Below are 21,159 nucleotides of genomic sequence, written 5' to 3'. Positions count from 1 at the left end.
GAGTCTCTATTCCAGACAAAGATATCTAAAGGGGAGCATTTCTTCTTAAAGTCTTTAAAAGAGAAATATTGAATGCAGTAATTACTGGACAGATGACCTAGGATTTCCCCCTTGGAGAAGCATTTATGTGCAGTTCTTGAAATGGGCATACTACGGTCTTTTTAAAAAATGAATGATATTTTATAAAAGAAGCTTCGGCAAAAGCTAGATAGAAATGAAGATCCTTCTGGAGTGGTAGCCGACAGTCAGTCAGTGAAAACGACAGAAAAGGGAACTTCAAAAGCTTCGATGGCAGAAAGAAAATTAAAGCTTGAAAGCGGCATATATTGGTTGATAATGAAGGCTAATAGCTCGTGCGTTTGTGACAGCTGCCAATCTCGAAGATAGAGAGGGAGATGCAGGGCCTTTTGGATAACTGGAAGAATTCAAAGAGAAAAATGAAGATCATTTGGGTTGCTGGTAAATGTACAAGAGATGACGTAAAGATTTCTTTGGCTGTCTTTGAAAGTCGTCAAACGCATAGATAGGAGCTTTAAAATATTGCCTAAACCTTTGTGTGGTTGAGTAGGTATTTGCTTGGCTTGGGAAATATCCTAGATTAGTAAAGATTATGAATATGACACACCGACAAGTGAAGCTATTTTATACATCAGAATTTTTAGGACAATACTAAAGAGAGTAAGAAATTTTTGAACATTCTCTTGATTTTGAAGTTTTCAATAATAAATTTGTTCTATAAGGTTAAACCTCAAGCAAAAAACTCTTTTATGATCTCTATAGTGTTGAGCTATAATGTCGAAGTGTTTAAACATCCACATAATATTCTCATACGCAGAACGTTCGCTCAATTGACACTACTTTTTTTTACCTTCTTTTAACGATAGATTATTTGTTGATTTTGTATGTAATGAGCCAACCCAGTGTCTGTAATGCTTTTACATTCTCGTAGCTCTAAATCCTGTAAATTTACTAGGGAAACTAAATGTGCCAATCCAGTATCAGTAAGATTTACACATTCACTTAAATTCAAACGCTGTAAAGTCACTAAGGAGGTCAAATGTGCTAATCCAGCATCAGTAATCTTTTTACATCCCTTTAGATTTAAATACTTTAAACCTGCGAAGGAGGTTAAATATGCCAACCCCTTATCCGTGAGATTTTCACACCAACTTAAATCTAAGTACTCCAAGCCTACTAAAGAGGTTAAATGTGCCAATCCGGTGTCAGTGATTTCTTTACACCCACTTAGATCTAAATGTTGTAAACCTAGACCTACTAAAGAGGTCAAATATGCCAGCCCCTTATCCGTCAGATTTATACACGAACTTAAATCTAAATACTGCAAATTCATTAAAGGAGTCAAATCTTCTAATCCATCGTGATAAAGACCAAAACACCCACTTAGATTTAAATGCTGTAAATTCACTAAAGATGATAAGAAAATTAATTTAAAACTAGAAAGCGAATAACAGCCACTTAAGTCTAGATGCTCTAAATTCACTAAAGTTGTCAAGTGCGCTAATCCATAGCCATGGTAGATCCTACGGCAGTCATTCAAACTTAAATGCCGTAAAGCACTTAAGTGTGCCAGATGTTCTAATCCTTCATCAGTGATGTCACTGCCCTTTAAACTCAAATACTGTAAAGCAACTAGGGGCGTCAAATAGGCCAATCCCTCATCCGTGAGATTTTCACACCAACTTAAGTCTAAATGTTTTAAAGCCGTTAAGGATGTTAAATGGGCTAATCCAGCATCCGTGAGATTTTCACGCCAACTTAGATCTAAATGCTTTAAAGCTGTTAAGGACGACAAATGGGCTAACCCATCGTCAGTGAGATTCTGGCAATAACCGAAATCCAAACCTAAATCCAAATGCTCTAAAGCCGTTAAGGATGTTAAATGGGCTAATCCAGCATCGGTGAGATTTTCACACAGTTTTAGAGATAAATATTGCAAAGCGACTAAGGAAGATAAATGCACTAGTCCATCGTCAGTGAGATTTTTACACTCACTTAAATCTAAATGCTTTAAAGCCGTTAAGGGTGTTAAATGTGCTAATCCAGCATCCGTGAGATTTCTACAATCACTCAAACCTAAGTGTCGCAAAGCGACTAAAGGTGTCAAATGGGCTAATCCATCGCCAGTGAGATTTTCACATTTACTTAAATCTAAATGTTGCAAGGAGACTAAAGGTGTTAAATGGGCTAATCCAGCATCCGTAAGATCGTCACAGCCACTTAAATCTAAATACTGTAAAGCGGTTAAAGATGACAAATGAGCTAACCCAGTATCCTTAAGCAGATAGCATTCACTGAGATCTAAGTTTTGTAAAGCCGTTAAAGACGTCAAATGGGCTAATCCGGTATCTATGGGAGTGTAGAATATTTTTAGACACAGCACTTTTAAATTTTTACAATTTTTTAAGGCTAAAAAATGAGCCTCTGTAAAAAAATCTTTTCCTGAAAGATTGAGTTCTTCTATGTCAGTTGAAAAATGATTTAAAATTTTCTCAAATTCGTTCACATGAGAAGTATTGTTTAATAAGCCACTTACCACTGTGAACTCTAAATAATTTATTAAATTATTTAACTGATACAGACGTGCAAAATTTAATAGCTCTTTTAATTCTATGAGACTTTCTTCGTTCGAATTAAATAGAGCATCTTCCTCTGATTGATAGATTTTAATCAGCTGTTTTTCTAAGTTTTCTACCACATCTGTTAATTGGTAATAGTGGGCTAATGCAATGGAACAAGGAATGTCTTCTACCGACAGTTTAAAGTTAGCATCCATTAAGCACTGTAGTAAGTTAGTAAATTTTTTTTCTGTTATAGCAAGGGGACCTTGAAGCGTTTCTTGAAAATGTCCCGACCAAAGACTTTTAAAATAGGGTGACTTTTTCCTTAATAAAGCTAATTGAGAATAGGGTATGGTTAAAGAAGTTCCTCCTTGAAAGCTCAGTTTAACACCTTGGGGTGAAGGTGACAGTTGGGAAGGGGGAATTATTAAGGGATCTACTGTTTTTGGAAAATGACTGTTTGAGATATTTGAGTCTATTGAGTTATTGAAAGAGTCTATTACCAAATTGTTTTCATTCTTAGGATAATTAATAGTTTCTTGGTTTCGATTCGCAGTTATAAAAGGGAGGGCAAAATCCGAAATTTGGCTCGGACTTGAGAGAAACGTCCCAGATTCTGATTGAGTTGGGGCAAGATTAGAAATGACGAATTCTTTTTGTCCCCAAAAAACTTCCCTCCACTGAGATTGAAGCTGGTCTTTTTTGAGATAATTAAAGAATAAGTTGAGGAAACACTGAAAAATTGTTTTGCACAATAAAACAATTCGTTCAGAAAATTTTAAATGATCGTTTGATCGAATGTAAAAATGAGTGTCTGTATTGACAATGAAATGACTAAGATTAGATCTTATATTCTGAATATTCAAAATTACCACCCGAATTAGTTGAATCATTTTTAAATGATACATTATTTATTAATAAAATACTATACGAATAAATATCACCGCAATTTTAATCAAAAGGAATCTGTATTTAAATTTGTTATTGCAAAATAGATAAGGCTATTTCAATATACTTATCTAATTCGTTTGAAAATTTAATTCATTTAATTAATGATTAGTTTCATTCAAAATAGCTTTTTGCAGAAAAATCTAAAATAATTTAGGGTTTTAATATCCTTACAAAAATGTTTAAGATTATTAGAATAAAATTCTACCGAGTCATATCAAATAGTGTGATCTCTAAAAAATCGACTTAATAAAATTATTCTCTTTTTTAGTAAGATAGGAGCTGCAAGAAGATTTGAACTATAATGGCAAATTTTAGGATCATTAACGTCTAAAGAGCTAGAGATGCGAAGCATAGAAAATATTAAAAAGGTTGTTTATGAGTAAATTTTTTAAAGAGTTAAAAGAAGGTTTAGAAGAAGCTTTTGCTTATGCTCAAGGCAAAATTACCCTCAAATCAGAAATAATTGAAATACCCGATGCTCCAGCCGATTACAAAGCCCAAGATATTAAAAGGATTAGAAAAAAATGCCACTATTCTCAAGTTGTTTTTGCTAAGATCTTAAACGTTAGTCCAAGAACTATTCAGTCATGGGAATCAGGACAACGTGTTCCAAGCCATGTAGCCTTACGGTTACTTGAAATTGTAGACAAAGGTATTTACCGTCCACAAGTTTATAGAAAAACTTTTTAAAATCTATAAGTTTGCAAGAAGCACAAAACTTAGCAAAAAAATGGAGAGAAGACTATAATAAATGGCGTCCTCATAGCGCGCTAGATGGTCTTTCTCCGAAAGAATTTAGAAAGACTTATGAGCTAAAAACAATTAATGCATAGGTAGTAGAATTTTCTATTTTAAAATGGACCTAATTATGGGGCAATGTCACCGCTTACCTTAAATAGAATTCAGACTCCTCATCTGTACGGAATACCGGGAGCTCTATTACAGTTTGATAGAAGTAATAGTAATTCGGTTGGATGTTCTTTTAAATTATCATAAACTCTTTTATAGCAAAGATATCGTTCATCATAAAGTCAAAGCATTTCGCAAAGATCTCCTAGGATAACGTCATTTTCCCAGTTGCTATCCCGCTGTTTTTTAAAGTGATATTTTATTTTAAACGTAATATTTAACCCATATTGTTGCTTCTCATCATCTTGTATATCATCATAAAAAAGGTGTTCTGCAACATGCATTGCTTCACTAAAATTTAACGATGAACAAACAACTTTGATTGGATAATTTGAGATAAGTGAACTTCAATCTTTCTGAGAAATAGTTTCTTTTATTTTTCTCTTTTTCTGTTGAGTTAAGCTGCTATAATGAATAGAGTTTTTATAAACTTTCTAGCTAAATATCATGAGTTAGGCCATGCTCTCACAAATATATTAATTGATAGCGCCGTCAAACATTTAGTAAACAGGATCAAGCCCGATTTTTTCGATGGGCTAGGCTATTTAAGCTATAAAACAAATGACTATTATATCAATGAACATGAGAAGGTGAGGGTAACGAATGGATAAAGTAAGTAAAGGATTTTTATGTGGTATGTTGCTTTAGGCGTTGAGCTTCTGGTTTTACTTTGGTTTATGGCATGGGTAATTAGATGCCAAAGCTTTAAAATTTATGAGTTATGTAAACAAGAAAGAAACAAAAGAACAATGAGATTAATACAATGGGAAATATTCGTTTTATTGGGCTGCTTCACAATTTCACTTTATGCACTGTTGCGGGGGCTATTCTGGGTTCTACGTTAGCAATGCCTTGTTATGCTTATGAAGTTCAAGCAAAAGGCGTCAATGTTAACCTAAATGATATTGCGTTTATCGCTAGGATTGAAAAGCTTTATGAAAAAGCTAAACGCTATATTGATAAGCTAGAACATGGCAAGTTAATGGAAGTGATGTTTGATATCAAAACTGAAATAGAAGGCTATACAGGAAAAAAAATTGATATGGATGCTCAAATTGACGCAATCGAAAGAGAAGCTAAAAAGCAAGGTGCACAATTCAAAAAGGGCGAAATTAAGCAAATTAAAAAAGATTTGAAAAAGAAAGATAAAAAAAATTCTCACAAGACCATGTTTTTATATGACTGTAATATGTATGGCATTGATTTTAACCAAGAGGAATGCGACTTACATTTCGATGCTCTTTGTTTAGCTAAATCGGTTAAAGGTCATCATGACAAAGAAGACAATAAAGAAATTAAGGTTCCTATACGCGTTTATATAGGTATCACGGCTTCTTTATGCGGTTATTTCCTTAGTTTTATTCCCTATCCTATAGCACAAGGGGCATCTAAGTTTTTAATAGCAACAGGTGTCGGTCTTTGTGTTGATGGTACGGTCACACGGATGGAAGAAAACGAGAAGAACGAACAAAATCAAAACAAGAATTAATCTAAAAGGACTTCACCACCGCCCTAAAATATAAGGAGAAATTGATCCTTTTACCAATTTCAGGTAAAGTTAATGTAGTTGGAACAGGGGGGTTACTTATTGTGCAGATGCTTTAATGGAATGCGCAGAACAAAACAGAAAGAAAGAACCTCATAAACCATAAGTAACTACTCTCTATCCCGCTTATTATGCAAACGAGCAGAAATAGTGAATATTTACTTTTTTGCTTCTCCTTAGTAATATGAAGGGAACATACAAGAGATAAAATATGAAATCCAAAACGCAACCTACCGAAAAAGAGACATCACCTAAAGAAAAAAGCCAGTTTAAAGAAAAATGTATGATTTCAGCTCAGGTTTGTCCTGGTGTTTACGCCAAGTCTTATGCCTTAAGATTTAAAAGCGGAGATCCTCGTTTAAATAATTTAAGCAACAAATTATTAAAATTATCATAGTATAATTGGTACATTAAGACGCACAATCGGGCAATTATTGGGTAAGCGTACAAAAAAAGCCTGATTGCGAGACAAAAATTGAATATCGGTCTTTGTAATCAATTTCACATAAAAGAATTGATGTTGTTTATGATCGAGTCATTTCTCAAGAATATGCAGTGAAAATCCATATTCAAAAATAAAAGATGCGCGAACAAAATTTTTTGTGATTTTTTGTCTAACACAAAAAGATTTTTGGTGACCTTTTCAATTCGTTTATATTTACCTATAACGTAATAAAAAAAGATTCCGTTATAACACTTGTATATACTTTAAATTTATAATATAGTAATATTGATTTATACGAGAGGTGTATTATGCAAGTTAAACATTTAGTTCAACATGGAAATAGTAAAGCCATTGTCATTGACAAATCAATTTTACAAGCTGCAGGGCTTGACGAAAATTGTTTGTTTCAAATAGTTGTAGATTCAAATACAGGTGTTACTATTCAATCGGTAAAACCAGTAAACAGCAAATTTGAAGAAGCTAAGAAATATGTTTTTAATGAATATGCTGAACTTTTCAAGAGATTGTCTGATCGATGATTTTTTTATCTGTTGAAGAGGTGATTTTGATTCATGATCATCTCGTTTCTGAATACGGAGGTCTACATGGTATTAGAGATATGGGACTTCTTGTATCTGCTATAGAAATGCCAAAGACTACAATGTTTGGTGAGTATCTACATGAATCAACATTTGACAAAGCTTCTGCATATCTTTTTCACATTGTTTGTAATCATGCTTTCTTAGATGGGAATAAGAGAACAGGTGCTGCTGCGACTTTAATTTTTTTGAGCCAAAATGATTGTAAAATAAAATACGACATGCGTGAATTCGAGGAAATGGTTTGTAAAGTGGCTCAAGGATTATTTTCGAAAGAAAAAATTAGCAATTTCTTAAAACATCAAGACAAATAACTAGAAAGTTGATTGATCTCAATGAAGACTTTTCATTGGTTTTCAATTGCAATTTGTGATTAGTCGGCTTAAGAAGATTGTTGAGCATAAGCATATTAAAATACTGTTTAATTGGACATATTCCTTTGCAAGCATTATATTCAAGAGGTATATGAAAGGAAAATATATATGAAATTCAATTCTAGCTTTCTTGCTTTCTGATTATGCGCGACTCTTTCATTAAAAAGAGGAAAATTCTAGTTTCATTACATCATAGAAAATTCAATTTTAAAGCACTATATCAAGAAACTGATGAAATACGGTAAAGCTTTTCATGTTAACATAACTCTCTATATCATCCTGACCTTTACTCCATGAAATTAGCATGAGAGCAGTTAATAAAAGAATTAAATTAGAACAAGGCAGAATCTATGATAAAATTTTTCTCATTAGTCAAATAGAAGCGAATCAAACATAGCTTTCGAAAGCATATCTGTTATTAAAGATAAGAGACAAATAGTGAAGACTTACATCGAATAAGTTAGAATTTCACCTCTTAGCTTGGTTAGGATTTTGGATTGACCTCTTAGTGCGCTAGATTCAAAGCTTCAACACTTGAACCAAACTTTAGCAACCTAAATTTCTCTCTTCATCGGTTAAAACTCCATAATAAATTTTTCAAATTTAAATTGATTAGGGGTATTTTTTTTGCTAGTATTTTTTTAACGTGAATTTTTTGTACCAAAGGATAGCCAAGTCATGCAAAGCACTCATCCTATCTCAATAGCAACTTTTAGTGATCAACCATCGAATTTCCGGTATTTAGATAGGCTTGATGCAATTGCGATAGCTATCACAAAGAAAAAATATTCTCAAGCTGTCAAAGATTTAAATGTTTTCATGGCTTATTTGCCATCTCAGGTAGAAAAAGAGGTGCTTGAAAAAATTTTTGATTATCTGTTCACGCTCATTCCTCTGATAGAGGCTCCTCAAGAGATAGAAAAAATTGTAATTCTACTACTTAATTTGACAGCTGATCCTTGTTTTGCAGAAAACCAACAAATGCTAGCTATTGCACTAGCCAAATGGAATTATAAAAAAGGAAAACAAGAGTGGCAAGAGAATAAACAACAAACTTTTTTTATTAATGCCCTTCACTACGTAGGAAAAGCTCAAAACATCTCGGTAGCTTCCCCAGATCTTCAGCGTTTAACATCGCGACTGTTCAAAGCCGCTTCAACATCCCTTGGCATTTTTAAAGAGCGCTTAGAACAAGCGGTGGGAAAAAATGATAGTGAACAAGTTGTACGACTGGTCAACAATCTCAAAATACGCTTTGAACCGATTTGCTGCCCAAGTGAAAAGCATGCTTTGATTAAATTATTCTATAAACAAGTGGATGCCGTTGCCTTGTATACGGTAAAAACATGGGGGCTAGAGCGGATACAGGCAAGTGGTTTGGGTAGGCTGGATAAAATGATGCTCCCTTACTTAAGGAATATCCCTTCTCACACTAATTGTTTTATCACAGCTAGATATCAAGAAAAATTGAATAATTTTCGCAAAATTTTTCATAAGCACTATCAGGCAATCAATCCGCAACAATTTACGATTGAAGAGGTGCGTGCTTTGCAAAGAGAAGTTTCGACAGACTTGCTCTCTTTTCTGCACGCTTTAGTCGAGGATGCCATTGCCATTTTAGGAGATCCTCCTTGCTTGTATGATTTACGGGCTATGGGTTCCCTAGCCAAAGAAGAGGTCTGCCCCTATTCAGACTTGGAATGGTGCATTCTCATTGAAGCAATTGAGTATCAACCTTACTTTGTGAAATTAGCTCACCTGTTAGAACTACAAATAATAGCCTTGGGAGAAGATCCAGCGCAAGGATTACCCGTTTTTACTTGCATCGGGGCTAAACACCGCTCTGGTTTCCATATCGATTCTGGCGGCAACCCAGCTGTTGTCACTGATCTTATTAACACATCCGATGGATTGGCTCAAATGCAAAAAAGGGAGGAGTATTCCTCAACTTCCCCTAGTAATACGCTGCGCAAAACAATTTCTTTTCACCAAAATACCCATAAGCTCTTTGAATTCTACCAAGCGCAAATGTGCATCTATCTCGATGAAAAGTTGTCGCAAGTAGAAGAAATCAGACGCAAATGTCAAACGATAAAGCTGCTAACGAATCGGCTGCAAACCTATGAGGAAATTTGGTATGATCCTTTTAAAATCCCGTTTATTGATCTAAAAAAACACTACTCAGAGCTGCTTCATCACCTTTTAAATGATCTATCTCTTTACTTTGGCATGGAGGAAGCCAACACGCTCGATCTCATTGACGCGCTCGTGAAAAAGGAAATTTTCACTGCTGAAAGTGGTTATTTATTGCAAGAAGCAGTGGCAGCTGTTTACCTAAAAAGAGTGGGTCTCCATTTTACTTGTGGGGAACAAAAAGAAGAGGTTAGTCTAGAAAATTTTCTTAGTGAACAAGAGGTTCTGGCAAAAATTTATTGGCTTGTATTGCGCCCTCTTTACCGTAAACTAAAGTTTTGCCTCTCCAATCTAGACTCTCATCAACTCAACTCTGGCATTTTTAAGTTAAACTCTCATTTTCAACGCATTGAACTTTTGAAAGAAGCGTTTTATGGAGAGGAATTGCACCCCAATACAATAGAAAATCTCAAGCCCTGGATGACGCATTTCGTCCATCATCTCGTTTCTAGACAACGAGCTAAGGCGTTTGATCTGAAACAGTTTCGACTTTGGCATGATGCTTACTACCAAAGGTTTTCCCGAATCACCTTCACCGAACCTCTAAGAGAAATCTATCTTAAAGTCTTGGACAGTTATCCTTCGGAGGAAAACTTGGCTACCTTAAGTGCCGATCTTGCTTCTATTCCCAACCCAAGTGGAGTTAGACAAAGCTACCGTTTAGAAGAAGAGCAGTTCCAACAAGCAATTCTAGCCATGACAACTGATCATCCAGACGGCTCCTTCCAAGTCAAAATCCGTTGCCCGGCAGTACCCCATGCCCGGTTTCTCAAACAGGTCGTGTGTGAACAAATTTTAGAAGAAACGGGAGAGCTTAAGCGGCAGTATAAAAGTGCTCACGCTGTTGCAACTGCCTCTTATAATGGATTTCAGCTGCATTTTAAACAAAAACCGACGCATCCTCTAATGGAATATGCCATCCATGCGCTGACGGCACGCATTGCGGGGCACTTAAGCCCTCCGACTGAGCTGGCACGCTTTGAAGTCGAATTGGAAGGAAAAACAAAGATCTATCCCGTTTTAATTTCCAAAACAATACAAGGGCAGACGTTAGAAAACGTAGAACAAGAGCTAGACGTTAAGCAACTGACCTGGGCTTGCCTCTGTGCCTTATTGACACGACCTGGGGATGGTCGCTTTTCTAACTATGTCGTCGAAGAAGAGACGCAGCGCATTTTCTGTGTCGATAACGATGTTTCTTTTGTTGAGCCCGTTATTCACCATTTCGTCGGAAATAAGGTTTACTTTTCTTCCGCTCTTTTTTGTTTACATGCTAAATACCGTCTAGATCCTGAAGTATTGCAAGCTTTCCTTCGTTTAGATCCTAACCTCATCCTCAATAGTTGGCTCCAAGACTTAATCCAAAAAGATGAGGCCTACCGCACCCTTCACCTTTTTACCCCCGAAGAAGAAAAACAGTTATATGAAGAAAACTCGGAAGATCGCTTTAAGGGAACGCTTCTTTTGCGTAGCGGCACGGTGGCAAATTTACTCGTGCAATTTTACCATCTGCAAGACTGCTTACGCCATGATTCAACAAGCGAAAAGAAGCTTACAGCTATCGGTCTTTTATCCTGCCTCGTTAGCTTGCGTGACAGTCAAAAGCAAACCTTAGATCGCTGGGTTCATCATAAATATCAGCAAGCCCTTGCTAGCAGTTTAGTTCCCAAACAGAGACTACAACAAGCCATCAATCGCAATGTAGAAATTTCTCTCACTTCCGCCCAAGCCGATGCAGCCAGCTTTGGCAAGCCCCCGACGTTTGAAGAAATTCAAGCACGTGAAGAATACTCTCCCGAAAAAGCCCAAGGCGAACTTTTTACGTTTACTTTAAGTCGGTACACCTCAAATATTGCGTTCGGGACAAATAAAGAAGGAGAATGGATTGAAGCCGATTTTAGACAGATGGTGAAAGGGAAAACACCTGATCGAGAGCGGCAACGCTTTGTGTTACATGCCTTAAACTTTTTAATGAATAATAAAGAATTTAAACCCCGAAAAGTCACTCTGATGAACTGCGCCGTTTTAGATCTAACCACGTTAAAACCTTTTTTGCATGTTGAACTTGACTATTTAAATGTAAGTGGCTGCCCACTTATTAAAGTAGAGACCCTTCAAGAAATCGAAAAAAGCTCTCCTAACCTCAAAGCGCTCTATTTAAATCGTTGCTCTCAGCTCCATGCGCTTGAAAAACCAAACTTTCCCTTTGCATCGACCTATTTGCAATTTGCCAGATTAGAAGAATTGCAACTTAGGAGGTGCAAGGCGCTTGTCTCGATTCAATTAGATGCGCCTCTTTTGCACACTTTAAAAGCCGATAAAAATCCTCATTTAAAAATGCTCTTTTTCAAAACAACGGCTCCCTATATCAAAGGAAGTTTCACAAGATGTCCAGCCTTAGATTTAGAAACAGCCAAAAAAGAAAGAGTGCAAAAGATTTTAAAAGAAATAAAAACTTCAGAAATTGACCATACGCAACTATTTCAGCTTTATATGAACGATTCTGAGCTTACCTCGTTTGGCCTTAATCGCAAGGGAATAAGCGATAAGGAAATGGAAGTTGAAGTTATTGCTAATGGACTTGCTTGCAACACGGCTCTTAAATCGTTCTGGCTTAAAGGTAACCAAATCAGCGACAGAGGAGCAGAGGCTTTTGCTCAGGCTCTGGCTTCCAATACGACTCTTAAGTCACTCTACCTTGGTGGTAACCAAATCAGCGATAAGGGAATGGAAGCTTTTGCTCAGGCTCTGGCTTCCAATACGACTCTTGAGTCACTCTCTTTTAACGAAAACCAAATCAGCGATAAGGGAATGGAAGCTTTTGCTCAGGCTCTGGCTTCCAATACGACTCTTGAGTCACTCTACCTTGGTGGTAACCAAATCAGCGATAAGGGAATGGAAGCTTTTGCTCAGGCTCTGGCTTCCAATACGACTCTTAAGTCACTCTACCTTGATGATAACCAAATCAGCGATAAGGGAATGGAAGCTTTTGCTCAGGCTCTGGCTTCCAATACGACTCTTAAGTCACTCTCTTTTAACGAAAACCAAATCAGCGATAAGGGAATGGAAGCTTTTGCTCAGGCTCTGGCTTCCAATACGACTTTTAAGTCACTCTACCTTGGTGGTAACCAAATCAGCGATAAGGGAATGGAAGCTTTTGCTCAGGCTCTGGCTTCCAATACGACTCTTAAGTCACTCTACCTTGATGATAACCAAATCAGCAATAAGGGAGCACAAGCGCTAGCTCAGGCTCTGGCTTCCAATACGATTCTTAAGTCACTCTCTTTTAACGAAAACCAAATCAGTGATAAGGGAGCACAAGCGCTAGCTCAGGCTCTGGCTTCCAATACGACTCTTAAGTCACTCTACCTTGATGATAGCCAAATCAGTGATAAGGGAGCACAAGCGCTAGCTCAAGCTCTGGCTTCTAATAAGGCTCTTAAATCACTTTGCCTTGGTAGTAACCAAATCAGCGATAAGGGAGCACAAGCGCTAGCTCAGGCTTTGGCTTCCAATACGACTCTTAAGTCACTCTCTCTTAACGGAAAACAAATCAGCGATAAGGGAATGGAAGCAATTGCTCAGGCTCTGGCTTCCAATACGACTCTTAAGTCACTCTCTCTTAATGGAAAACAAATCAGCGATAAGGGAATGGAAGCTTTTGCTCAGACTCTTGCTTCCAATACGACTCTTGAATCACTCGACCTTAGAAATAACCAAATCAGCGATAAGGGAATGCAAGCTTTTGCTCAGACTCTTGCTTCCAATACGACTCTTGAATCACTCGACCTTAGAAATAACCAAATCAACGATAAGGGAATGGAAGCAATTGCTCAGGCTCTGGCTTCCAATACAGCTCTTAAGTCACTCTACCTTGATGGTAACCAAATCAACGATAAGGGAATGGAAGCAATTGCTCAGGCTCTGGCTTCCAATACAGCTCTTAAGTCACTCTACCTTGATGGTAACCAAATCAACGATAAGGGAATGGAAGCAATTACTCAGGCTGTGGCTTCCAATACGGCTCTTAAAAAGTTCTGGCTTAACGGTAATTTAATAAAGCAAGAGGGAGTTATAAACAATTAACCAAGCTCTTAACTCCAATGTAGCTGCTATACCTGTAAATTTCTGTCTTAGCAATAAAGAATTTTTAACGATATATACAGTTTTTTGAGTATTTACATTCAAATTTTTATACAGAAAAACTCTAGAGCGATTGGCTATAGCGTTGACTTGGGTTTTCATTCATTTGTGAGGAAAACATCCCTTAGACTTGCTCCTATCAAAATAAACAATGTCTTTTAAATCAACTTTTTTACTCAAAAAAAACAAATAATTATAATCATAAAAATTTTAATTAGAAAAAGTTAGTTAACTAATTATTTGGAAAACTGAATGAATACCTTACTAGGAGAAAGTTTGCTTTGAGTGCTGAGTAATCCTTACCTCTGCTGAAAAGATCTTAAAAAATTTTTTTTTACTGTATAGCTTGTTTTAAAGTCTGGCTAATATAGTTATTGAGGCTAATTCCGTTGAATTTTGCCTCAGCGGCAAGTTTTGCATGCAAATCAGGTTGTAGCCGTAAATGGATGTTTCCTGAAAATGGTTTTTCTGGTTCTTGGCCTAGCTCTTTACACCAATCCAAGTATCCATCAATAGAAATTTCAAATTCTTTTTTTATTTCTTCAGGTGTTGTTCCGCGAAATGTAATAACATCTCGAAGTCCTAGGACTTCTCCATGAAAAATCATTGCTTCATCGTCAAATTGAACAAAGCCTGTGTAGTTTTTGTATTTCAACATGGTTTTACTCCTGCATTTTCTAAAAACTTTTTGGCGGAAACTAAAGCACCCTTATCAATTTCTTTTTGAAGATGTGGTCGATGGAAATAAGCACGAACACCATTTAACTCTACAGCTAAACGAGATCCACCCCCCCTTCTTTTATTCTTGCACCTAAGTAAATAAATAATTTTTCAACATCCTGCCATATAACATTTGAATGCACAAGGGTTTTAAATATTGCTTCAAAAGTGCGTAAGTGCTTTTTATTCATAATTTGATGGTATCATATTTTGGGACTATAGTTAATCATGATTGGTCGCGAAATTTTGATATTTCAGAAAATATTTGATATAGAAGCCTCAAAACAATTTGAAAGAGGGTAGGACTTGTATCATCGCAGACTCAAAATAAAAAAGGTCTCTTATTCCATCTATTTTGATTAAAAATTTAACTCATTCAATTAATAATTGGTTTTATTCAAAAATAGCTTTCTGCAGAAAAATCTAAAACAACTTAGCATTTTAATATCCTTACAAAAATATTTAGGACTATTAAAATAAAATTTTATCGAGTCATTTCATTGAGTGTTATTTCTAAAAAATCACCTTGGGAATAAATAGCAGATATTTTACCTCTTAATTTTCGGTATTTTTTTTGAAGTTCTTTTGTTTGAGAATGGCTATAATCAGCAACGAAGTGCACAGGGGAAATAATTAAGGGTAAGTAATGATAATCATCAAAAGGCTTTAACCTAGAATTCAGATATTGGTATTCTTCTTCTAGGGAAACAAACTGTTTGGAAGGTTTGAGCATTTTATAGGGAATTTTAGGAATTTGTTCAAAATCAATGAAATGTCTTAAATCATTTCTTCTAGAATATAATTCTGCATTATGTTGCCCATAGCCGAGCAAAATACCGAGGAGAATTGGGTTTTCTTTAATTACAGAAAAAAATTTTTGACTTTTTTCAATTTTATTCAATAAGTTTTTAGGTATGATATTTCCGTCTAAAATTGTTTCAAAAATTTTTAGGTGTTGACAAACAGTTTTTACAAACCATTTTTTATTAAGAAAAAAAATGTTTTTAGTATTTGTTTGAGCAGATTCTTCAATTAAAAGATAATTTTTCATTGGAAACAGATGTTCGTATTTTTTCCATACCTTCCATTTTTCCCAAAAATAACCGCCACATTTCATCCGGCAAAAAATATTTCCGTAAGGGGTTAAGATAAAATTTGCAGTGACTGAAACAGGCTTATCTCCAAATAGGGTATAAGCGAAGAGATCATTGTTCATCAGTTGATAGAAAAGTCTACTTAAGACTTCCCTATCGTCTTCTGGTATTGATTTTAAAATTTCTGTCACTGAATGGGCATGTAATAATAGATGAGCAAAAAAGGTAAAAACAATCAATTTGCATATGAATAGTTTTTTAAAAATATGAATCATTCTTACCTCATTTTTTTGCTCATCTAATAATTTTCGCACTAGGGCTTTTTTTTTAGTTCCGCAAACTCCACAAAAATTTACCTTATTATAATTTTCGTAACCGCAGTTTGGATTAGGGCATATCCAAGTATCCCCCCAAAGACCTCTCAAGAAGTATATCCTTTAAAGGTGTAAAAATACCGTATACACCAGTTAAAAGACTATGAATAGGGAGTAATTTTCCTTTAAAATTTAGAAAAATTTGCTTAGTACCCAAATGTATTTGATCAACCTTAAGATAAACTTTGTCACCGACTATGATGTTTTCATTTAAAAATTGATCTACTATATCATTTTCAAAATAATTAATCGTTTGCCGAGAAAATCATCACCCATATTTTTTTCATTTATGGCAAAAATAGATTAGACATGAACATCGAAAAGGGTTGGTCGGTATTGGTCAGCAATTCGAAGCAGGTCAGAAAATTAAACATCAAAGCGAATTGAGGCAGCTGTTTTTCTGAATTTATATCAATCAAAGGAGCGGCTTTCGTTACTTGGACCAAATCGCAAAGCTCTTAAAGGGGATCTCGTAATTGACACGAAAAAAGTTTGCTCGTAGAATACTATATTTAAAGAGAAAGGTTAAAATTATGTCTACGTTTGAAGTTATTTCCGTTCTGCTATCCTCTGGTGTTTTCATAGGGATTCTTGCTCTATTTTATCGTTTTGGACGTAATCAAGAACGTATAGATAACAGCTTCAAGGCTATTGATGAAAAGTTAAAGGCCGTAGACGAGCGTTTCAATAAAATGGATGAACGTTTTGATAAAGTTGACTCTAGACTTAATAGAATCGACGAACGTTTCAATTCCCTAGAAACGCGTATGGCTATTGTAGAAACGCGAATAGGCGACATAGCAAGGTATGTTAGTTATTTAATTTGGCATAGTCAAACCGTTTCACCTAAAGAGATTCAAGAACACTAGTTTGACAAGGTTTAAAGTTTTTCCTAGAATGTTTTTTTGAGAATGGCTTGTCTACGGTTAACTATATTCAGTTTAAACCGACAAATCAGCTTTTTATAAATCAAAAAGAATTTCAAATTGTGCATGATAACTTCTTTAACGGTAAGTTAACTAAAGGATACTCTCTTTATTGCGTTCAACAGGCAATCCATGCCTTTTGGTTTAATTATTAAACAAAGCCGTAGAAATGCGATAAAGAAGGGTTTAATTGCCAGGTTAAGGAATTTATTGATCAGATATCTCCATACTAAACCTGCCCCTTTTCAAAGTCTTCAAACATTTGATATTGAATATCTACTTTTAACTCTTTCTCGAATCAAAAACGTCTGTATTGATCGTCTTTAGAGAAAGAGTTTTTTTAGCAATTTTCAGGAAAAATAGGATCATCGATCACTCTATGATCATTTTAATTAATTTTTTCATGAATCATATATAACATTGATTTGAATTTGAAATGCCCTGACTTGATTCTTTTAACCTAGCACTGTAAGGTTAAAAGTGAAAATTTTTTATTAAAAGCTCTAACTAGGAAATAAAAATGATTCGGAATGAAACAATTAGATTTCGAGCTCAGAATACTTTATCAGAAGCTAGCAACATATCTGATAACCTCTGTGGGGTATTAGTACCAGTTGAAATCGTTACTCATATTTTTACTTTTTTAACGGAAAATTCAAAAAATCTGCTTAATCTAAGGTCTGTTTGTTGGCGGTTTAAAGCTATCATCGAAACAAATGGCAATTGCAAACGATTCTTCAACATAAGCACCTCAAGAGATCTAACATTCCAAAACAGTTCAAAAATTTCAAACTATATCAGCAAATTCCTCTTGCATCTGACCCAATACCTAACCTCTAAATTAGGCGTTAATAAATTATTAGTCTGCCCATCTTTTAAAGATCGTTTTGCTATAACAATTCTTAATATATTTTTGCAAAAAGTTTTAAGAAATTCTATTAGTCTAGCTGATAAACAAGCTTTAATAGAAAAAATTGAACACCTAAAAACCCGCCTTCATATTACCATAGAACCCAACACAATTTCCTCAAGTTTTGAATTGCAAGAAAATCAAAACCAGGAAAACTGCAACCCTCTTTTAGAATTATTTATCAATTTTGGAATCGATCCAACGGCAGTTAATAGTCAAACTGGTCATTCTTTATTAGGAGAAGCGGCAGCCCTACAAAATACACAAGGCATAAAGATCATATTGGAAGCTCTTCAAAGCAAAGGAGTAAGTGGCGAAGAGCTAATCAAAAAATTAGACACGCAAGATAATTGGGGAAAAACAGCTCTTCATCATGCAATGCGGAGCATTGATACGCCTTATTATAATCGAAAAAAAATGAAAGAAACCGAGAACTTATTGGTTGAACATGGTGCTGACTCACACATTGAAGATGACGACGGAGGCACGCCTTTTAATAATTTTCAAATTTCAATAGAAGTCAAAAAACTTATAAAAAAAGATTATAATAAATTATGGATTAAAGAAAATTCAGAAAAAGAATCTAGTCAAATTAAAGAATTGTATGCAGCGATAAAACAAAAGAACCCAGATGAAGTCAAGAGACTCCTTGAAACAGAGAAAAACCTTGTTAATCACCCAAATCTAAGACGTGGTGGGATAACACCTTTAATATATGCTTTATATTATGGAGATTTAGAAATTATTGAACTTATCCTTTCTTATAATCCTAACATTACGCATTTAGATCATATTGGATACTCTGTATTTCATTATTGCGTAAGTGGTAAACTTAAAGCAAGATCTAAAATTAATATCTTAACAAAGTTAATTCAGAGTGCTGTAAATAGTGGACAAACTGGTATGATTGCAAAAGCGGACAATTCGAGCGTATTCACCCCTCTCAGTATGGCAATTAACTATAATAAAGATTCTTTAGGGCTCGTGAGAGAGCTTTTGCCCTACTATTGTGATGAAATAAATCAAAAATCCTATTTATACATGGCAGTTGAGTTGAAACAGGTTGAAGTTACTCGTTTATTACTTGAAGCAGGAGCTAAAATTAATTTTCAACCTCATTATTATGATAGCGACCATGCTTTGTATTCAGCTGTTTCTGATGAAAATGTAGAGATGACAAAACTGCTGCTTGAATTTAACAGAGATTCCCATGAATTGAATATAAGACATGAGGATATGGACGGGAATGAAATGACTATCCTGCATATTGCCACCAAAAATCTGAATCTGGAAATGATGAAACTTTTACTTTCTCAGGAAAAAATTGATCTTCATGTCCAAGATAATAAAGGTGATACGCCTTTGAATATTGCTATAGAATCGGGATATTATGAAGGTGCCAAGCTCTTGATTTATTCTGGAGCTCAAATAAAGTTGACTGAGAACTCAAAGATTTTAAGTGAAGAGGGGCCTCATTTCGATAAGCTTAGGCATCATTTATTATATTTATTCATAAAGAATAAAGATTTGGATTCCCTTCAATTAATTCTTAATAGCCCTTTCGACCTCCAGCTCACAACAGCACATGAAGAATTTGGTAAATCTCCCATTATGTATGCAAAAGAAATTGATCCTAACATAATGCAAATGATTTACAGACTAACTTTGAATAAATCAAATAGGAATGGAAATTATTCGAATTAGGAAACTGTCATTGCATGAGATGCATTTGCTTATTTTGCTTGATCATTGCAAAAGAACTGATAGCTTCAATGAAGCTATCTACTCCTGAATATATTTTTGAGCCGCCTTAACTCTTTATAGTTGGTTAAAAACTTTAAGTCTTAATGGTAAAAGTTTAAATTAAGCTATGTAAGTTTGGTGCTCGTGGAACATTTCTGATGAGGCTATCAAAACTCTTAAAATAGACAGTATATAAAATGCCTTGGTAAATAAATCTCTTGTTTAAAACTTCTCTGTACTTACCATTTAAAAATCTCAAGCATAAGTCTCTTTAAAGACAAATCAGCGAAAATTCAGTAAGGTAAAATAAGCGCCTTTAAAAAAGCACATGAGGATCAACGAGTAAATAGAGTAATAAAACTTTCGAAATAGTGGCCTTTTTTAAAGGCCGCTTCAATATTTTTTTTAGCTATCTGAAGCGTTTGCCTAATTTCTTCATTTTCTTCTTCATTCGTTCCATTATTGATGATAAAAAATCCAGGATTCATAAAGGCATTTAAAGATTGATTAGCGTTGTATAGTTGAAATCCTTCTAATTTTTGAAGGTAGCTTCTTTTAGAGAAGGCTATGGAGTTGTTTCTTCCGTATCCAAGCAAAATGCCCAGCAAAGTTATGTTATAACGAATCATGTAGTCTCTGTCTTTAGGACAACAAACTTCTTTTAAGAATTCTGCGGCGTTTTGGTTTGAATTAGAATGCTTTTGAAACAAGTCTAGGTTATCTTCTATAACTTTTAACGTTGCTCGTTTGTTAATTAAAACAATTGTGCTGTAAGCTGGAATAAATCTAAAAACAAAATTATTTGAAGAAAACAAATGGCTATAGCGTTGCCAAATCTCTATTCCATTCCATACAATCGAATAACCTGGATGTTTTGTAAAAATTATAACTGCATATCGAGCCGAAATTTTGGACAGAGTCGGAAAAGTTTCTATAGAAACAGGTTTTTCACCACAAAGTGAATAGCCAATGATTGAATTGTGAATGAGATAATCAAAAAAGTTCTCTAGCGTCTGACGATCTTTTGAAGGAATTTTATCAAGATTTGGATGAGACCAACCTGAAAATGGAAAGAACAAAATAAGATATAAAAATAATGGTTTTAGCATTGGTCTCTATGAGTAGTAACTTTTTATCCTTTACTTGGACATGCAGGGTTCATACATAATCCCCAAACTAAAGTAATATGGCAAGCTGGGCATACATCCCCATGTGCAGCTTGTCTGTAAATATCAAAATAAACTCCTTGTTCGTCCATTTCTAAATGATTAATTGCTCTAAGTTGACCAGCTACGTTAATGAAAATTCCATTTTTAGCTATCTGAACAGAGCCTGGCTTTAAATACACTTTATGTCCATCAACCACAGAAATTAAACAGCCTAAATCAGTGTCTTTGGCAAAACAGCTAATAGAAGCGAATGTCATTAAAGCACATAAAATTGCCATGAAATATTTTTGAAACATATTGTTCTCGATTTATTGAGAGTAGGTAATTTATCTAAAAAAGTTTTAATTATGCAATTAATATTTAATTTACAATAGAGACATCAGCAACATTTCCAGGGTTGAGCTGAAAAGCCAAAATTCCTCCTTTCTCATTGATCACGAGAAAAAAACCATCCTGAAATTGTTCTCCCTCTCTTTGCCATTTA

The 21,159-nt window shown here is 35.0% G+C and carries 14 protein-coding genes and 1 pseudogene; 9 read left to right on the top strand and 6 right to left on the bottom strand.

Annotation, left to right across the window (positions count from 1 at the left end; translation table 11 throughout):
- Nucleotides 1-874 precede the first annotated feature (874 nt).
- The gene (locus PC_RS07030; protein ID WP_011176010.1) at nt 875-3,487 is read right to left on the bottom strand and encodes a BTB/POZ domain-containing protein; all 2,613 of its coding nucleotides are present in this window, start codon (nt 3,485-3,487) and stop codon (nt 875-877) included.
- Nucleotides 3,488-3,905: 418 nt separating this feature from the next.
- Here PC_RS07030 and PC_RS07025 point away from each other — a divergent pair, with 418 nt between their 5' ends.
- The 7 genes from PC_RS07025 to PC_RS10040 all read left to right on the top strand — a co-directional run bounded on the left by PC_RS07025 (nt 3,906) and on the right by PC_RS10040 (nt 13,682).
- The gene (locus PC_RS07025) at nt 3,906-4,220 is read left to right on the top strand and encodes a helix-turn-helix domain-containing protein (RefSeq protein ID WP_044045177.1); all 315 of its coding nucleotides are present in this window, start codon (nt 3,906-3,908) and stop codon (nt 4,218-4,220) included.
- A gap of 11 nt (nt 4,221-4,231) precedes the next feature.
- Nucleotides 4,232-4,363, top strand: a complete 132-nt coding sequence (locus PC_RS10600; protein ID WP_181679091.1) for an integrase core domain-containing protein — start codon at nt 4,232-4,234, stop codon at nt 4,361-4,363.
- Nucleotides 4,364-5,202: 839 nt separating this feature from the next.
- A complete protein-coding gene (locus tag PC_RS07020; protein ID WP_011176007.1) occupies nt 5,203-5,928 on the top strand; it encodes a hypothetical protein in 726 nt (241 codons plus the stop codon).
- Between the two features lie 268 nt (nt 5,929-6,196).
- Nucleotides 6,197-6,382, top strand: a complete 186-nt coding sequence (locus PC_RS07015; RefSeq protein ID WP_011176006.1) for a hypothetical protein — start codon at nt 6,197-6,199, stop codon at nt 6,380-6,382.
- A gap of 356 nt (nt 6,383-6,738) precedes the next feature.
- Nucleotides 6,739-6,969 carry an AbrB/MazE/SpoVT family DNA-binding domain-containing protein gene (locus tag PC_RS07010; protein ID WP_011175572.1) on the top strand — a complete coding sequence of 77 codons (231 nt, stop codon included), beginning with the start codon at nt 6,739-6,741 and terminating at the stop codon, nt 6,967-6,969.
- On the top strand, nt 6,966-7,343 hold the full coding sequence (locus PC_RS07005) for a type II toxin-antitoxin system death-on-curing family toxin (protein ID WP_011176005.1): 378 nt from the start codon (nt 6,966-6,968) through the stop codon (nt 7,341-7,343). The genes PC_RS07010 and PC_RS07005 overlap by 4 nt, the downstream gene beginning before the upstream one ends.
- Nucleotides 7,344-8,081: 738 nt before the next feature.
- Complete coding sequence (locus PC_RS10040; protein WP_011176004.1) at nt 8,082-13,682, top strand: leucine-rich repeat domain-containing protein; 5,601 nt, start codon at nt 8,082-8,084, stop codon at nt 13,680-13,682.
- Nucleotides 13,683-14,073: 391 nt separating this feature from the next.
- Here PC_RS10040 and PC_RS06990 read toward each other — a convergent pair whose 3' ends face one another.
- The gene (locus PC_RS06990; RefSeq protein WP_011176002.1) at nt 14,074-14,397 is read right to left on the bottom strand and encodes a type II toxin-antitoxin system HicB family antitoxin; all 324 of its coding nucleotides are present in this window, start codon (nt 14,395-14,397) and stop codon (nt 14,074-14,076) included.
- Between the two features lie 546 nt (nt 14,398-14,943).
- Complete coding sequence (locus PC_RS06980; protein ID WP_011176001.1) at nt 14,944-15,978, bottom strand: zinc ribbon domain-containing protein; 1,035 nt, start codon at nt 15,976-15,978, stop codon at nt 14,944-14,946.
- 482 nt (nt 15,979-16,460) lie between these two features.
- Between PC_RS06980 and PC_RS06975 the strand changes: the two genes are divergently transcribed.
- Both PC_RS06975 and PC_RS06965 read left to right on the top strand, forming a co-directional pair.
- The gene (locus PC_RS06975; RefSeq protein ID WP_011176000.1) at nt 16,461-16,796 is read left to right on the top strand and encodes a hypothetical protein; all 336 of its coding nucleotides are present in this window, start codon (nt 16,461-16,463) and stop codon (nt 16,794-16,796) included.
- A 577-nt stretch (nt 16,797-17,373) separates the two neighbouring features.
- The gene (locus PC_RS06965; protein WP_011175998.1) at nt 17,374-19,467 is read left to right on the top strand and encodes an ankyrin repeat domain-containing protein; all 2,094 of its coding nucleotides are present in this window, start codon (nt 17,374-17,376) and stop codon (nt 19,465-19,467) included.
- Between the two features lie 374 nt (nt 19,468-19,841).
- Here PC_RS06965 and PC_RS06960 read toward each other — a convergent pair whose 3' ends face one another.
- The 3 genes and pseudogenes from PC_RS06960 to PC_RS11355 form a co-directional block, all read right to left on the bottom strand.
- Nucleotides 19,842-20,615 (bottom strand): hypothetical protein, encoded by a 774-nt coding sequence (locus PC_RS06960; protein ID WP_011175997.1) that lies wholly within the window; start codon nt 20,613-20,615, stop codon nt 19,842-19,844.
- Nucleotides 20,616-20,638: 23 nt separating this feature from the next.
- Nucleotides 20,639-20,971 (bottom strand): hypothetical protein, encoded by a 333-nt coding sequence (locus tag PC_RS10035; protein ID WP_011175996.1) that lies wholly within the window; start codon nt 20,969-20,971, stop codon nt 20,639-20,641.
- A gap of 73 nt (nt 20,972-21,044) precedes the next feature.
- Nucleotides 21,045-21,156: pseudogene (locus PC_RS11355) on the bottom strand (transposase); the annotation flags it as partial.
- Nucleotides 21,157-21,159 lie beyond the last annotated feature (3 nt).

The sequence above is a fragment of the Candidatus Protochlamydia amoebophila UWE25 genome (assembly GCF_000011565.2).
Lineage (GTDB): Bacteria > Chlamydiota > Chlamydiia > Chlamydiales > Parachlamydiaceae > Protochlamydia > Protochlamydia amoebophila.
This window is presented reverse-complemented; position numbering and strand designations above follow the sequence as displayed.